Below are 16,143 nucleotides of genomic sequence, written 5' to 3'. Positions count from 1 at the left end.
GAAGGGGAAGGGAGGTCTTCAAGCCACCCGCATCAAGATTTCCCAGTACCAAAGCAATTCGCGTGTTTCAGTATAACTCAGATCAAGCTTGGGGTGAGACTCAGCCGTTGCTTCCACTTGAACGGGGGTAGATTCAACCAACACGGGGTAAAACAGCGCTTCCATAACCATCTCCTGTAAATGTTCTATGCCCTCAAGATAAAGTGAGGCTTAGAACTCAGGGGGAAGCAAGCAGACAGTTTGTGAATTGCGTGATTTCCGGGGGGGCGAACTCGGTCAGCGCGGACTTCGCGGGAGAAGGTTTAACCCCTACTGCCCTCTATTTTACAAGGGAATTAGCCCATCACCCAGAATATTCTCTCTGGGGGGACAATTCTCTAACTGACTCTCCTAAGTCCCTAACAATCCCATAGAACTACTTTCGGCTAACAGTTGTTGAATGGTTTCCACCAACTCATGAGCATGGAACGGTTTAGCAATATAGGCATCCGCCCCTTGTTTGAGTCCCCAATAACGATCCACATTGGTTCCCTTGGCGGAACAGATAATAATAGGGATGTCACGGGTGGAGGGGTTGGTTTTGAGCAGACGACACAACTCATAACCATTCAGTTGGGGCATAATCAGATCCAACACAATTAAATCTGGCTGTTGTTGACGAATTTGTTTAATGGCTTCCAAACCATTGGCGGCTGTCCAAATTGTAAACTTATGTTGCCCTAATAAGTCTGACAGAATATGTCGTTGTGTTTGACTATCATCAACAATCAGAATGGTGGTCATGAGAACTTCTCCCAACTGAATATAAAAAGGCGCGCTATTAATTCTGTCTAAACCGTTGACTGTTTTCCGGGAGGAAATTTGAAGTCATTGGGGCCAACCGGACAAAATCACAGACCACAGGATCACAGATCACAAAATCACAGGGGAAATGCACTCAGCGTTAGGTTTAAGAAGTTCGGTCTAAGAATGTGTGATAGCTCAACTCCCGTGGCTTTAAGCCTGGAGGTTGGGAGGTTAGACTGAATTTAGGTTCATCATGACCCTACCTTAACCATGATTTGTATATTTCCCCTAGACTTACCATCGTGAACTACCCCACCCTGCCTAGGCGCGAGGATGGGGCTTCCTGATTCAATGGGAACAGCATCTAGCAAAACCGAAATCTTGCCAGGTTGTCTTACGTTCCCTCCCCAGGCCGTATCGCTGGTTCCCAACGACAATATCCGCAAGGCTTCATTTTTAATGTTTTGCGCTGCATTGAGATCACGGTCATGGTGAGTGCCACAATTTTGACATTCCCATTGCCGAATCTCTAACGCTAAACTATCTACTCGATTAAGGCAAACGTGACAAGTTTTTGAAGACGCAAAAAAGCGGTCAACTTCAATATAAGTTTTCCCCTCCCACTCGGCTTTGTATTTCAGCATTGTGGTAAACATCCCCCAACCCACATCACTAATTGCCTTGGCTAGTTTAGGGTTTTTTACCATCCCTTTGACGTTCAGATTCTCTACAGCAATCACTTGGTTTTCGTTAACTATCTTGCGGGATAGCTTGTGTAGAAAATCCTCACGACATCGGGCTATCTTACTATGAACCTTAGCTACTTTTTGCTTCGCTTTAATCCGGTTCTGACTCCCTTTTTGTTTGCGGGATAGCTTTTTTTGTTTGCGTTTGAGGTTGTTCTGATGCTTGGCAAAATGGCGAGGGTTGTCGTACTTAGACCCATCGCTAGTAATGGCAAAATGAGTTAGTCCAACATCAATCCCAATAGCTTTACCCTCAACCGATGGGCTAATGGCATCCTTCCCGTCATCCACTAACACTGAAGCATAGTATTTGCAGTCAGGATTTTTGGAGAGAGTAACTGTTTTGATTGTCCCTTCAAGTTCCCGATGACGACGGCAATAAATCAATCCAATTTTTCCCGGTATTTTGATGTAATCCCCCTCCAACTTAACGTTAGCAGGATAACTTAAAGACTGCCGACCATGCTTTGACTTGAAACGGGGTGACAGCGCCCGTTTCTCAAAAAATTTTTTGTAGGCAGTAGAAAGATTAAGGGCAACCACCTGTAAGGATTGGGAGTAGGCATCTGTTAGCCAAGGATATTCCTTTTTTAGTTTAGGTAACAGGCTTTGAATGTATCCACGAGACAATCCTTTCCCCGTCTCGATATAGGTTTTTTGGCACAAGTCTAACGCCAAATTCCAATACCAACGACAGCATCCGAACGCCTTAGCTAGGGATACTTTTTGCTCGTCAGTAGGATAGATACGATACTTGTAAGCCTTATACATTATTGAGAACCGATTTTGCTGACAACAGTATAACAGATTATCTAAGGATTTTATCTAAGGATTCACTGTCGCTCAGTTTATTACTGGGTTGCTATCCATCCCCTCCCTGCAAGCGAGGAAGGGGAATTCCGCAACATTTTTGTTAAAAAAGATTACCCAGAAAGCCCTTGGTTTAGATCACCTGCCCCATCGGGAAAAATAACTAGGGCTTGGTGAGGGGGAGCAGGGGAGTAGGGGGGCAGGGGAGAGGGGGGGCAGCGGTTCGACTTCGCTCACCGACCGGGGAGCAGGGGGGCAGGGGAGCAGGGAATAGCCAAAACCCTAGACTATTACCTTTTCCCGATTCCCGACACCCTACACCGACACCCGACACCGACACCCGACACCCGATTCCCCGTTTCCTTCTTCGGCACACCCGAACTCGGACGAAAAACTTCTCTAGGTTGAGACAGTCCTTTTCTCGCGTTACCCTAGAAAATTAAACCGTTGAACTCCCATGACCATGCTTTGGCCTTATAGAACCCCCGGCATCCCTGATGATTTATTTGAACAACTCCCCGGTATTCCCTTAAGTAAACGGGAAGTGCGTCTGTTGATGCTTTCTTACCTACGCTTAGAGACTCATTCCGTGGTCTGGGATATTGGAGCCGGGACTGGCACAATTCCCATTGAAATTGGGTTGCTCTGTCCTAAAAATAACATTGTTGCAGTGGAACGGGATAGTGATGTGGCCAATTTAATCCGGCGGAATTGCGATCGCTTTGGGGTGAAAAATGTGCAGGTGATTGAAGGCAATGCCCCCGACTGTCTGGAAAATGTCCAACCTCGCCCCCAGCGCGTTTGTTTAGAAGGAGGACGACCCATTAAAACGATTCTAGAGTTCGTTTGGGACTGTTTAGAACCCGAAGGCCGTTTAATTGCCACCGCGTCGAATTTAGAAACCCTCTACGCCCTCTCAGAAGGCTTTGCGGAACTCCAAGCGCGCAATATCGAAGTCGTTCAACCTGTGATTAATCGTTTAGAAACCCGGGGCAATCATCAAACCTTTGCCTCGGTTCACCCCATTTTTATCTTAAGTGGGGAGAAATTATAACTCCTGAATCTCTGTGAAATGTCTGCAAGACCCCTTAAGGTTTGATAAGATTTCTTTAACCTCCTCTTATTCTTCCCCCAGATGGTGGAAACGCTTTTGATATGCCTTGGTCACGGATTATTAGCGCTATTGTTGCGATCGCCCTTGCTTTAGGAATGCTCCTAGCCGGGAGTTGGTACTTTACCGCCGGGTTTATGGTCATTGTTCTTTTAGGAGAACTGGAATACTTCCGTCTAGTCAGGGCTAAGGGCATTAATCCGGCCGGAAAAACCACCCTAGTTATCTCTCAATTGCTGCTGATTACCGCCACCTTTAACCCCACCCTCACCGATGCCTTTTTCCCCATTGGCGGCACCTTCATCTGTTTTTATCTCCTCTTTCAGCCAACCTTCGCCTCCATTGCCGATATTTCCACCTCGATTTTAGGGTTATTTTATGGCGGTTGGTTGCCCAGTTATTGGATTCGCTTACGGGTGGGTTTAGAAAGTCATCCCCCGATTCTGATTGCCACCAATCCTAACGCCCTGCCCCAGATTAATATTGGTTTAGATCCCCTGCCCCCCGCTTGGTGGAATATTAATCATTTTTCCCCCGCCCTCAAAATCACCCTGATTGCTTTTGCCTGCATTTGGGCGGCCGATATTGGGGCTTATCTCATGGGTAAGTTTTTCGGCAAAACCCGTCTATCAGAAATTAGCCCGAAAAAAACCGTAGAAGGGGCAGTTTTTGGCATTCTCGCCAGTGCGTTAGTCGGGGGATGGGGCGCGTGGTATATGCAGTGGAACGCTTGGCAAATCAGCGGGATTTTGTTGGGGTTATTAATTGGGGTGGTGAGTTTATTGGGGGATCTCACCGAGTCTATGATGAAACGGGATGCAGGGGTGAAGGATTCAGGCCAACTCATCCCCGGTCATGGCGGTATTTTAGACCGAACGGATAGTTATGTGTTCACCGCGCCCTTAATTTATTACTATGTGACGCTGTTTTTGCCCCTATTGCCGAAAACCCTGTTTTGACCGACTCCCTCTGTAGGGTCTGCTGAATAAGTCCGAGAGTTGGGAGTCGGGAGTCGGGAGTCGGGAGTCGGGAGTTGATTAGTATTCCCTATTCCCCAACCTTAACAAGTTAAGGTTGGCGCGGGACTTATCGGCCATCAAACCCCCTTTTTCAACCATCCAAACTCCGACAACGTTCCAAATAAATGTCAATCACTGGATCTTCTGGGTTTTCCGCTTGACATTGCTCAAACAGGGTAGTTGCTGCGGCTAAATTTCCTAGATTGTATTCGGTGATTCCCTGCTCAAACAAGGTCTTAGTCAGGCGTTTTTTTTTCCTTAAACTGGGTGGATCAGAATTAAAGACTTCATAGATGGTAATGGGTTGAACTCGTCCTTTAACCTGTACTCGATCAATAATTCTAATGTCATAATTTGCTAAATATTTGAGCTGGGTAAATGTATATTGGGAAATTAATAATGACACCCCATAGAGTTGGGTTAGTCGTTCAATGCGGAAGGTCAAATTAACAGTATCACTGATCACCGTGCCATCCATGCGATTTTTGCCCCCCACAATACCTAACATTAAGTCTCCGGTGTTAATCGCAATTCCGATTTTGAGGGGGGGGAAACTAGAGTTTTGGTGCTGTTGATTCCACTGTTTGAGAGCGCGTAACATATAAATGCTGGCGGTAATGGCATCATCGGCACTGCGGGGAAATAAGGCCATGATGCCATCTCCCATATACTTATCCACAAACCCATGATGGTCTAGGATAATGGGATCCATTTCCTGTAAGTAGGAGTTGAGAAAGAGGAAATTTTCTGAGGGAGTCATCCCTTCCGAAAGCTTGGTAAAGTCCCGGATATCGGCGAAGAGAACCGACATTTTCTTTTGAATGCGATCGCCAATTTCAACATCAATAATGCTTTTTTTCGAGAGGAGGTGAATAAATTGTTTCGGCACAAACCGGGAATAGGCTTGGGTTAACTCTAACAAATCATTGGTTAACTTAACCCGAACTTCCTCCGCATTCTTCCGATCCGTAATATCTTGAAAAGCAGTCAAAGCATAAATCACCTTGCCTTCCTCATCAAAAATCGGCGTTCCCCAGCATTCAATGGGAATCCGCACCGTTTCCCGTTGAATTTCTAAATTATCGGCCTTTGTACTTTGTCCCTCTAATGCCTTAACCGCCACTAAGTCTTGAGTCGGATAAAGATCAGGTTTATCGGAAACGTACAGTTGACAAACTTCTGACATTTTCTCTAAGGTGAGATCCCCAAAGTGACTATTTCCTAATAAGTCAGCAGCCTTCCGGTTCATATAATACAGTTTGCCCACTCCATCAAACACCATCACCCCCACGGGAATTGCTTCTAAAAATTGGGCTAATCGTTGCTCACTTTCTCGGGTGACATCTTCTGCTTGTTGATAGAGCAAGGATTCCATTAAATCTCCGTGTTCGGTGGTATTGGCCAACAGGATGGTTAAATCCCGCATATCTTGTTTAACCACCGATAAAACCGCTTCTAAGGCGGCTAAAGCCCGTTGACGCTCTTTGACTTCTTGGGCGAGTTGTTCGTTGGTGCGCTGCAATTGGGACTCAATAAAATCCGCATGGCTGACGGTGTTTTCTAAGACAATCTCGATATCTAGTTTTTCTTGACACAAACGAGCATTTTCCTGACGTAGTTGCTCAATCTCTGCTTTTAAAGCGTCAGGGGAGGGGTAATCATTCACCATAGCGTGCTGCAAGCGGGGAAACCATACTGGCTAGTCTAGATTATTTCCGTGAGCCAAGAATCCCACAGATCACGGAAACATCACCTCTTCTCTATTCTGATACCTTCCCAGTCTACAGGAGATTCTCGACTTCCCACTCCCGATTCCCAGACTCATTCAGCAGGGAAGAGCCCTCTCAAGGACAATCCCATGAGTCTTGGTCAATTCCCCCAGATAATGGCACACTAGAATTATTACGCAAGATCACTATTTATTGTTTTGTCCACCTCGCGAGGAATGTCATAGATTATGGGATTATTTGACCGGATTGGTAGAGTGGTTCGCGCTAACCTCAACGATATGGTGAGCAAAGCCGAGGATCCTGAGAAAATCCTTGAACAGTCGATTCTGGATATGCAGGAGGACTTGGTTCAACTACGCCAAGCCGTTGCCCGGGCGATCGCTACCCAAAAACGCACGGAACAACAGTACAACAAAAACCAAAGCGAGGCCAACACTTGGCAACAGCGCGCCCAACTCGCCTTACAAAAAGGGGATGAAGGGTTAGCCCGCGAGGCCTTACAACGCAAGAAAACGAGCGGAGATACGGCGGCTCAACTGAAATCTCAGTTAGAGGTTCAAAATAACCAAGTTCAAACCCTGAAGCGGAATTTGGTCGCCCTAGAGAGCAAAATTTCTGAGGCTAAAACCAAGAAAGATATGCTCAAGGCACGAGTTCAAGCGGCTAAGGCTAATGAACAACTCCAAAGCACGATTAGTTCTATGAACACCGGGAGTGCGATGGGGGCGTTTGAACGGATGGAGGAGAAGGTGCTGGAGTTGGAAGCGCGTTCTCAAGCCGCCCACGAGTTGGGGGGTGTGGATTTAGAAAGTCAGTTTGCTGCTTTGGAAAGTGGTACCGATGTTGATGATGAACTGGCGGCGATGAAGGCTCAAATGTTGGGTGGATCTGCCCCCGATCAACAGGCACTTCCCCAAGGCACGACTCCAGTCGCCAATACGACTCAAAATGTGGAGGTGGTAGACGCGGAATTAGAGGAACTCCGCCGTCAGTTGAATCAATAAATTTTAAGGACTTGCTGAATAAGTCCAAGAGTCGGGAATAGGGAATAAGTCTTAATTCCTCGTCTTTCCCTCTCCCCCGCTCCCCTGCTCCCCCCGTTCCCTGTTTTCCACCCGGAGTAGAGTTATTCAGCAAGCCCTACTTAGGTTGCGTGATGATTGTTACTATGAAGAACCCTTGTTCCAGCCCATTGGAGTTTTTCCCGTAGGGTTTGATAAAACGAGTATTTTTCCCGCAGGATAATAAACTTAGCGTGACATTGTGCCATTTGCACTTCAGCCCGTTGTCCCGGCCAAATTTGGGTACCAATTACCCCGTCGGTCCATAATTTGGTGTTGAGTTCATAATCCCCCAAAGGCCAAGCGTGAACGACGGAACCGGGGGGGAGGATAATGGGACGACTGGATAAACTGAGGGGACAAATGGGGGTAACGGCGATCGCCTGCATTCCCGGATGAATGATTGGACCATTGGCCGAAGCATTGTAACAAGTAGATCCGGTGGGGGTGGCGACAATTAAACCATCCCCGTGATACTGATCCACCACTTCCCCATCCACTTCCATTTCAATGACAGTGGTAGGCATTCGGTCAACACTGGCGGGCTTGATGCAGATTTCGTTTAAACACAGTACCGAATCGCCGACAATTTGAGGGTGGGTGCGGCTACCTTCAAGGATATTCGCCTGTAACATCATCCGAGTTTGCACAGCATAGCGATCGCCGATTAACCGTTCCCAAACCTGTTCCGTGTCTTGAAACACCTCAAAGGGCTCCGTCAGAAAGCCCAAAGTCCCCCCCACATTCACCGCCAAAATGGGAATCCCTTCCGCCGCTAAATGACGCGCTGCCGCTAAAGCCGTCCCATCCCCCCCTAACACCACCGCTAAATCAATGGGTTGGGTAATTGAGGCCAAAAACACCGGGTAGGGATTATCTTTGGGACCACTGGGACCGACTAAAACGCGACAGTGAAGCTGTTCCAACTGACGGGCGCATTTTTCCGCCCACACCTCACTATCCCGGTTTCTTGCTTTGTGGATAATGATGACCTGTTTGAGTTGCACGAGTCCCCCCTTTTAGCCTTGGTTGGTTTACCCTACCCGATTGCTGCCAAGTCTTAAGAATTGATAATTGACGGCTGAATTTAAGATGGGATTTGTCGATTAGGCCTTGTTTCCCTCTTGGATATCATGCGGATTTCTCCGTGGCGGCCATGTGTGCTAGATGACGCTCTACCCCCATCATAGCGGAGAATAAATTTTCCTCATGGTAAGGAATGCCATGTTGTTGACAAAACGCCTTGACCACAGGACTCGCCCCACGATAGCGACTAATCGGAACCCAGGGGAATAAATGATGTTCAATCTGATAATTTAATCCCCCAAAATAGTCATCAAGCCAACGGGGAACTAATACATTGCGCGAGGTAATCACCTGTTGCTCCAAAAACGATAAATTGTGATCCGGCGGAATGGTCGGCATTCCGATATGATTCACCGCAAACAGTTTGACCAATAAAATCCCCGTTACCGCCGTGATAAACAGGTAATTCACTACAGCCATCTGCCAACCTAATACAACGGCAGGGAGGAAGAAATAAACGCAAAAATGCAGGGGAGCGAGAACCATTTCACGCTGACACAGTTTCCGATGTTTGGCAATATACAACCAACTGAGTCGTAAGTAATCAAAATTATGAAACATGGCTAAGAACCAAACTAAAACCGCTTGATTCTTAACGATCCAGCGAATCCACCCCGGTCTTTCCGTAGTATCATCAGCATAGAATTTGACAAACAATGCCTCAACATCGGGATCATTTTTTTCTTCGTTGCAGTAACGATGATGGAGGTTATGTTTGTGTTGCCAGAAGTGGAAACTTCCTCCCCCCAAGAAACTCATACTGAATTCCCCAACTAAAAAATTAATAATCTTGCGACGGGAGAGGGAATAATGACCCGCATCATGGGCGAAAAAGTAAAATTGCAGATTACTTAATGCTAAACCCAACAGGGCGACCCAACGCCAGCCACTGTGGGCAAAATAAAAGACTCCCCAGAATGAAATGAGATGCAATCCACCATAAAGGAATAAGCGGCGGAGATGATGCCCTAAGTCGGGTTTAAAGAAGTCTGTTTGTGCAAGTTCTTGACGGAGTTTCTGATATAATTGTTGACCTGGATTTAACACACTTAAGCCTCATTAGCGAGCAATTCCAACAGGCTAGACTGGGGGAAAACACGGGCAGTTCCAGAGTTTCGAGGAAATTCTGTAGTATGTCCCATCCTACCCCACTATTCCTGCTCCCTGATTGTACCTTGACTGGATCCCTTCGCTCTAGACTAAGCTAGGTTAAAGTTTTTCCCTTTTTAAAACCTGAAAAAAAAATTAAAAGTATTGCATTTTGTAGCAAGTTATGCGTTGCTCCTAAAGGAGGGGTAAAGTAATCACAAATTCAGTACCTACGCCTTGTTCAGAATTCACCTGAATCTCGCCCTGATGTTTTTCTACTACAATTTGGTGGGCAATGGCTAAACCTAAACCTGTTCCTTTTCCTACTTCTTTGGTAGTAAATAAATCATCAAATATCTTAGCTTGTACTTCTGGACTCATTCCTATACCATTATCTTTGATACAAATTTTGACTTGTTTCTCATCGGGTAAAATTTCCGTTTTAATCGAAATTTTATTATCGATTTCTTGATAGCTTCGCCCTTGATTCCCTTCCTCCACTGCATCCACAGCATTACTAAGAATATTCATGAAAACTTGATTCAGTTGCCCAGCATAGCACTTCAGCCGGGGTAACTCCCCATAGTCTTTGATGACCTTAATCTCCGGGTGGTTTTGATTGCCTTTGAGACGATGTTTTAAAATCATGATGGTGCTATCTATGCCATCATGAATATTGCAAGCAACGGGGTAATCTTTATCAGCACGGGAAAAGGTTCTCAAGCTATTGCTAATCTCTTGAATGCGTTTAATTCCTTCCCACATGGAGGAAACCAGTTGGGGTAAATCTTCCCGCACAAACTCTAACTCAATCCGCTCTATTTCTTCGACAATCTCTGAATCTGGTTCAGGATATTTAGCTTGGTAGAGGTCGATTAAACCTAACAAATCTTCGATATATTCTAAAGCAGGTTTAATATTCCCTTTTAAGAAGCCAACAGGATTATTAATTTCATGGGCTACCCCAGAAACTAAATTTCCTAAAGCGGACATTTTTTCATTCTGGACTAATTGCAATTGCATCCCTTGTAATTCTTGTAAAGTGCGTTCTAGTTCGGCAGATTTGCGCCGCAGTTCATCTTCTGCGCGACGACGCGCATCAATATCTGTACAGGTGCCAATCCATTCTTTCACGTTGCCATCTTCAGTGAGAATCGGCACTCCTTGCACGGCAAAGTAACGATAAATTCCATCAGCCCCCCGGATGCGGTATTCTGTTTTATACAGGCTTTTTGTTCTTACGGCTTCCTGCCACACTTCCACCGTATGGGGGAGATCGTCGGGGTGTAAAGCATTGAGCCATCCTGTCCCCTGCACTTCTTCCGGTGTTTGTCCAGTATACGCTGCCCAGTGGACAGTATCAAGGTTTACCCCTTCTGGACTGGCTAACCAGATAATCTGAGAGGTGGCTGTGGCAAGATAACGATAGCGGGCTTCGCTGATTTGCAGTTGTTCTAGGGATTGTTCTAATTTTTGGGCATACTGTTGAGATTCTTGGTAGAGTCGCCCATTTTCTAAGGCAATGGCAGCTTGAGAACAGAGGAATTTTAGCAGTTCTACGCGATCGCTTGTAAATGCCCCCACGGTGAGATTATTCTCTAGATAAAATACCCCAATCAGTTTTCCTTGATGGAGAATGGGGCTGCATAAAATACTTTTAGGTTGACAGCGTTGGATATAAGGATCAACCATAAATTGCGCCTGATTACAGGGATCATTTAACACAATCGTTTCTAAACTGCGTCGGACTTTGTTCACAACGGTTGGAGGTAAGTCTGGACTTGTTCCTAATGGAATGGGGTCTACAATTTGGGGGGCTTTTCCCTCGGTTAATTGAGCCACTACTTGTAAAGATTTCCCCTGTTTCAACAGCAAAACACACCGATTAGCTCCCGCATTAGTTAGGATAATTTCTAATAAGCTAACCAACAGATGATCTAGTTCAATTTCCTTGGTTATAGTTTGAGAAGCCTTGATTAAAGTTCCTAAATCTAAAATCTCTGAAATACTGCTAGAGGTGCTGCTTAAGGTAATTGTTCCTGTAACAAGGGTTTCCTGTAAGGAGGTCAAAATGTCCGGTTTTTGTAAAATGGGTTTAAGCAATTGACTATACTGCCGTTCTAACTCTAAGACTTTGGCTTTAGCCCCCCAGCGAGCATAACAATAATAGGCCTCCTGCATATAACCAGCCGCTACTTTTTCTTTCCCCCAAGTGCGATAAAACTTGGCTGCTAGTTCATTGGCTAATCCTTCATCTTGGTTATATTCATTTTCCTTTGCTCCGGCAATAGCTTGATCGTATAATTCAAGTGCCGCTAATTTTTGCCCCAAAAGGCGAGATTTTTCGGCTTCTACTAACTCCCATTTATGTTGATGGTTCATGGGGGCATAATTCGCCCATTCTGCTAAGGTTTTTTGATGGGTTAGGGCTAAATTAAACCATTCAGAGGACTCCGGTTCCGGTAAATCATTACATCGGGTGAGATAGGTTAAAGCGGCGTAAAAATGAAAAACGGGAATGTAGAATGTTCCCCCGACTGCCATCAAATACTGACTAGCTTCGGTAATATAATCTTCGGCCTGAGTATAGTTACCAAAGAAATAGGCGAGAATCAGTTTATAAATATAAACCACCGCCAAAGCGGTTAATTCATTATCTTGCTGATGTTTGGTAATCATCAGCCTTTCATCATAGTGCTTACCTTGTAAAATGTCAGGTTGTTTTACTACGGTTTGCAAGTGGTCTACTAACTGTTGTTGAATCTTCAAATAAGTTAAGGGAGATTGTTGTTTAACTTGCTCTAAAACAATGCAATATTTTTCCATATCTAACGCCCAATCATCAAGGCGCAATCCGGCAAAGAAACTGTCGTAAAAGGAATTAAAAATATTGTACCCGGCATAGAGAAAATCTCCCATTTCCATCGCGGCTGAATAGCCTTCTTTTAAGGTGGGAATAGCAGCACGTAACGGTTCTTGACGATGTTGTAAGAAGGTGGCAAACATCAAAAGGGTAATTCCCTTAAATTCTCGCGCATCGAATCGCTGGAGTAGCGTTAAGGCCACTCGTCCGCAACGATAGCCGGTTTGGACTTCGCCAAAAAAGGCCGACAAAACCATCCCATACATGGCATAACCAATCGTAGAAACGGGAGAATTGCCAAACTCAAGGGAAAGATTGACCATTGTTCCTGATAGTAAGGGGAGCAGATTTGGATTAGCTAGGAAAATGGGAGCAAAGAGGATGGCTAATATTTCCATCGCTGCCACTGTTTGAGGATGAGTCATTACAGGTAAGTTCACTAACTCCTCAATTTCTTGCTCTGCCAGTTGGCGGGTGACGGTTTGGAGGGTATGATTAACTAAGGTTTCGTCGGCTTGGGCAGAAAAGGCTACACCAAGTTGGGTGAGGGCTTGTTCTCCTTGTGCGATCGCCTCCAACATTTGACTCTGGGCTACCAGTGCCTTAATTTGGATTTCGTAAATTTTCACGGGATCGAGACTATTTTGAGCCTGTTTTAACACCTCATTGGCTTCTTGGGTCATTCCCTCAAAATCAGCGTTTAAATAAGCGGTTTCTGCGGCAGCTACATGAAGATTTAGGGTTAGTTCATACTGATTTCTCCAACTATTTTCGCCTAGGAATTGTAGCCCCAGTTGGATAAAGTTTCGGGCGGCAAGATAAGCGGTAGAGTTGCGCGCTTTCAGACCTGCCGCTAGGTTAAGCTGTGCCAGATGTTCTCGTTGTTCTAGGGGGATTAGGTCTTGGGCAAGGTTGAAGTGAACGACAATATCAAATAGTCGATCTTCTGTATCCTCCTCGGATAAGTTTTGCTCTAAAAGCTGCCCAATTTTTAAATGAGTGGCTTTTTTTTCTGGCTCAGGAATCAATGAATAACTGGCTTGTTGAATGCGGTCGTGGAGGAAGCGATAGGTCGGATTAGCCGCCCCTTTTAATATTTTCTCATTGCCCAGTTTGGTAAAGAATTTATAGATTTTAGTCATGGGAATGACTAATCCTTCTTGTAAGGCTTCCCAGAGACTGATTGCTGCAATTTCTGGGGTGGTTTGGCTGACAATGGCGAGGGTTTCTAAGTCAAAATCTGCCCCAATACAAGCCGCTAGTTTTAGACTATTTTGGGTTTCCGGGGGGAGTTTTTGCAGTTGTAAGGCCATGAACTCTACAACATCATCGGTGATGGCTAAAGCTTGAACTTGAGCAATATCACATTGCCAATGGTTGATTTTCCAGTTAAAGGTAATCAGTTTTTCTTCATGGAGTGCTTTGAGAAATTGGGTCGCAAAGAAAGGATTACCTTGGGTTTTTTGATAAACTAATTTGCTTAGTGGTTGAGCGATACTTAGTTCACAGTTTAGGGTGTCGGCTACGAATTGATTAACAGTTTCTGCGGTTAAGGGAGGGAGCGCAATTGTGGTAAAGTTAACTTGATTTTTTCTCAGTTCTTCAAGGGTGAGCATCAGGGGGTGAACGGGAGATACTTCATTATCTCGGTACGCGCCTAAAAGCAGTAAGTAACTGGAATGATCGAATAGGGTTTTTAATAGGTTCAGGGAGGCAGAATCTACCCATTGCAGGTCATCTAAAAATAGGACGAGAGGATGTTCTGGATGGGTGAAAACTTGCAGGAATTTTTGCAGAAGAAGGTTAAAGCGATTCTGGGCTGCAATACCAGATAATTCTACGACGGGAGGCTGTTGACCAATGATTTGTTCTAATTCTGGAAGGACATTAATTAGGAGTTGTCCGTTTTCTCCTACGGCTTCGAGAATGCCCGTTTTCCATCGTTCAATTTCTGGGTCAGATTCTGAGAGTAATTGCCCGATTAAGTCGCGGAAAGCTTGCACAAAAGCAGAAAAGGGAATATTGCCATGAAATTGGTCAAATTTCCCTTGAATAAAGTAACCCCGTTGGCGTACAATGGGTTTGTGGACTTCCTGAATAACGGCTGTTTTTCCAATGCCAGAAAAACCTGCAACGAGAATCATTTCACTCGCCCCGTCACTGACTTTTTCAAAGGCGGTGAGGATGGTCTGAACCTCGGCTTGACGACCATAGAGGGTTTCTGGGATGATAAAGCGATCGCAAATGTCGTGCTGTCCGAGGGGGAACTCTTCAATACGGCAGGTTTCGCTGAGTTGGGTTAAACATTTTTCTAAATCATGTTTAATTCCTAAAGCACTTTTATAGCGGTTTTCGGCATTTTTTGCCATTAATTTATTGACAATTTTAGCCAAAACTGAGGGAATTTGTGGATTAATCTGATCAAGGGGTGGGGGTTGTTTGGCGAGGTGGCAATGGACTAATTCCAGAGCATCCTCTGAGGTAAAAGGTAAAACTCGCGTCAATAATTCATAAAAAGTCACCCCTAACGAATAAAAATCACTGCGGTAATCCACCCCCCGATTCATCCGCCCGGTTTGTTCTGGAGAAATATAGGAAAGTGTCCCCTCTAAAGCATTAGCATTTTCAATTTCTTGGGTTTCTCTGGGTAATAAAGAAGCAATACTAAAGTCAATCAGTTTAACTTTATGGGTTTGAGGATGAATTAAAAGATTAGCGGGTTTAATATCTTTATGAATAACTCTGTTCTCATGGAGATAATAGAGAATATCTGTTAATTGGATGGCAATATCCAGAAAATCAATTAACGGCAAAGCCTTATATTTTGAGTTTGAATCTTTATCGGGCTTGAGATACTCAGATAAAGCAATATCGCCCAAATCCTCCATCACTAAGGCGTAGGTATTATTAGAGGATTCTAAGGCGAGGGGCTGAATAATGCCGGGATGGTTGAGATTTTTGGCGATGGTGTATTGATTGCGAAACTGTAGTAAGTCGTGAAAATGGGGGTATTCATCCCGTAGGATCTTAATGACGACAGGTTGCTGATCACTGTTGCGAGTTCCTCTATAGACTAGAGTCCTAGTCCCTGCGTAGAGTTGTTCTAGGATTTGGTAGCCGGATAAATTGGCGACAGTATTCATACCATTAAATTAAAATGAATAATTTTATTGTAACCGGAGTTTTGGGGGTTTTGGGGCGGCAAAATATCTCAAAGTTTCGTTAAGTTTGACTAATTTCTAGGCTCTGGGAAGACGCTTGCCGTACAATTAGACCATTCAGTTGGGGCAGTTGGTAGGAATTGGGGGAAGCCGTTAAAATAAAGGTGAACCTCTAGCAGTACGTTCAGAAATCATGGTTGAACCAACAACACCAACTAACGAAACGTCCCCAAATTCTGATTCTTCCTCTAGTTCTGTGAGTGAGGAAACCAAAGCCCTCGTAGAACGGAAAATGAGCGGGGAGTCGGATGAAGTCAGATATCACATGATGGCGTTGATTGAAGCAATTAAAAAGCAAAGTCAATCCCAAATTGAGTCTACGGGGGAAATGACGCGGGAAACCTATGTAACGGCTATGCGTCAAGCGCAAGACACTTTGCAAAAATTGGGCGGTTTTTTTGATGAACAGCGCGAGACTATGGAAAAGTCGGTGTCTGCTATGGAGGACACGGCGAATAAAAACTGGGAAATGTTACTGTCGGATATGAAGGCGTGGGGCGATCGCATGGATCGGGCTGTTGATGCGGCCTGGAAGATCCTCACGGAAACCGACAAGTCCACTCCCTCGGATTCTGATCCAGAGTAATTTCGTCTAAGGTGCGTCAGGGGGAATCGCTGTAA

General features: G+C 45.0%; 11 protein-coding genes. 4 read left to right on the top strand and 7 right to left on the bottom strand.

All coding sequences use genetic code 11. From position 1 onward, the window contains the following. Positions 1-18: 18 nt before the first annotated feature. The 3 genes from SPI9445_RS30260 to SPI9445_RS0102385 all read right to left on the bottom strand — a co-directional run bounded on the left by SPI9445_RS30260 (position 19) and on the right by SPI9445_RS0102385 (position 2,303). The gene (locus SPI9445_RS30260; protein WP_017303119.1) at positions 19-165 is read right to left on the bottom strand and encodes a hypothetical protein; all 147 of its coding nucleotides are present in this window, start codon (positions 163-165) and stop codon (positions 19-21) included. 225 nt (positions 166-390) lie between these two features. Continuing rightward, complete coding sequence (locus SPI9445_RS0102390; protein WP_017303118.1) at positions 391-783, bottom strand: response regulator; 393 nt, start codon at positions 781-783, stop codon at positions 391-393. 254 nt (positions 784-1,037) lie between these two features. Beyond that, positions 1,038-2,303: an RNA-guided endonuclease InsQ/TnpB family protein gene (locus SPI9445_RS0102385; protein WP_017303117.1), complete on the bottom strand. Its 1,266-nt coding sequence runs from the start codon at positions 2,301-2,303 to the stop codon at positions 1,038-1,040. 502 nt (positions 2,304-2,805) lie between these two features. On the opposite strand from SPI9445_RS0102385, the gene cbiT reads away from it, so the two are divergent. Beyond that, on the top strand, positions 2,806-3,396 hold the full coding sequence (gene cbiT / locus SPI9445_RS0102380; RefSeq protein WP_017303116.1) for a precorrin-6Y C5,15-methyltransferase subunit CbiT: 591 nt from the start codon (positions 2,806-2,808) through the stop codon (positions 3,394-3,396). Positions 3,397-3,497: 101 nt separating this feature from the next. Next, the gene (locus SPI9445_RS0102375) at positions 3,498-4,412 is read left to right on the top strand and encodes a phosphatidate cytidylyltransferase (protein WP_017303115.1); all 915 of its coding nucleotides are present in this window, start codon (positions 3,498-3,500) and stop codon (positions 4,410-4,412) included. A gap of 151 nt (positions 4,413-4,563) precedes the next feature. On the opposite strand, the gene SPI9445_RS0102370 is transcribed toward SPI9445_RS0102375, so the two are convergent. Further along, positions 4,564-6,141, bottom strand: coding sequence for an adenylate/guanylate cyclase domain-containing protein (locus tag SPI9445_RS0102370; RefSeq protein ID WP_017303114.1), 1,578 nt, complete (start codon positions 6,139-6,141; stop codon positions 4,564-4,566). Positions 6,142-6,429: 288 nt separating this feature from the next. On the opposite strand from SPI9445_RS0102370, the gene SPI9445_RS0102365 reads away from it, so the two are divergent. Beyond that, on the top strand, positions 6,430-7,206 hold the full coding sequence (locus SPI9445_RS0102365) for a PspA/IM30 family protein (RefSeq protein ID WP_017303113.1): 777 nt from the start codon (positions 6,430-6,432) through the stop codon (positions 7,204-7,206). Positions 7,207-7,346: 140 nt separating this feature from the next. Here SPI9445_RS0102365 and SPI9445_RS0102360 read toward each other — a convergent pair whose 3' ends face one another. The 3 genes from SPI9445_RS0102360 to SPI9445_RS0102350 form a co-directional block, all read right to left on the bottom strand. After that, positions 7,347-8,270, bottom strand: coding sequence for an NAD(+) kinase (locus tag SPI9445_RS0102360; RefSeq protein WP_017303112.1), 924 nt, complete (start codon positions 8,268-8,270; stop codon positions 7,347-7,349). Positions 8,271-8,394: 124 nt separating this feature from the next. Continuing rightward, on the bottom strand, positions 8,395-9,396 hold the full coding sequence (locus SPI9445_RS0102355) for a fatty acid desaturase family protein (RefSeq protein ID WP_017303111.1): 1,002 nt from the start codon (positions 9,394-9,396) through the stop codon (positions 8,395-8,397). Between the two features lie 237 nt (positions 9,397-9,633). Beyond that, a complete protein-coding gene (locus tag SPI9445_RS0102350; RefSeq protein ID WP_017303110.1) occupies positions 9,634-15,444 on the bottom strand; it encodes an AAA family ATPase in 5,811 nt (1,936 codons plus the stop codon). 211 nt (positions 15,445-15,655) lie between these two features. On the opposite strand from SPI9445_RS0102350, the gene SPI9445_RS24025 reads away from it, so the two are divergent. Beyond that, positions 15,656-16,108, top strand: coding sequence for a hypothetical protein (locus tag SPI9445_RS24025; RefSeq protein ID WP_017303109.1), 453 nt, complete (start codon positions 15,656-15,658; stop codon positions 16,106-16,108). Positions 16,109-16,143 lie beyond the last annotated feature (35 nt).

The organism is Spirulina subsalsa PCC 9445 (genome assembly GCF_000314005.1).
In the GTDB taxonomy this organism is placed as follows: domain Bacteria; phylum Cyanobacteriota; class Cyanobacteriia; order Cyanobacteriales; family Spirulinaceae; genus Spirulina_A; species Spirulina_A subsalsa.
The sequence above is the reverse complement of the archived record's forward strand: the minus strand, read 5'-3'. Positions and strand labels throughout refer to the sequence as shown.

Coding starts and splice junctions, on each gene's coding strand:
- SPI9445_RS30260 (WP_017303119.1), bottom strand. CDS start 165: ATGGAAGCGCTGTTTTACCCCGTGTTGGTTGAATCTACCCCCGTTCAA.
- SPI9445_RS0102390 (WP_017303118.1), bottom strand. CDS start 783: ATGACCACCATTCTGATTGTTGATGATAGTCAAACACAACGACATATT.
- SPI9445_RS0102385 (WP_017303117.1), bottom strand. CDS start 2,303: ATGTATAAGGCTTACAAGTATCGTATCTATCCTACTGACGAGCAAAAA.
- cbiT (WP_017303116.1), top strand. CDS start 2,806: ATGCTTTGGCCTTATAGAACCCCCGGCATCCCTGATGATTTATTTGAA.
- SPI9445_RS0102375 (WP_017303115.1), top strand. CDS start 3,498: ATGCCTTGGTCACGGATTATTAGCGCTATTGTTGCGATCGCCCTTGCT.
- SPI9445_RS0102370 (WP_017303114.1), bottom strand. CDS start 6,141: ATGGTGAATGATTACCCCTCCCCTGACGCTTTAAAAGCAGAGATTGAG.
- SPI9445_RS0102365 (WP_017303113.1), top strand. CDS start 6,430: ATGGGATTATTTGACCGGATTGGTAGAGTGGTTCGCGCTAACCTCAAC.
- SPI9445_RS0102350 (WP_017303110.1), bottom strand. CDS start 15,444: ATGAATACTGTCGCCAATTTATCCGGCTACCAAATCCTAGAACAACTC.
- SPI9445_RS24025 (WP_017303109.1), top strand. CDS start 15,656: ATGGTTGAACCAACAACACCAACTAACGAAACGTCCCCAAATTCTGAT.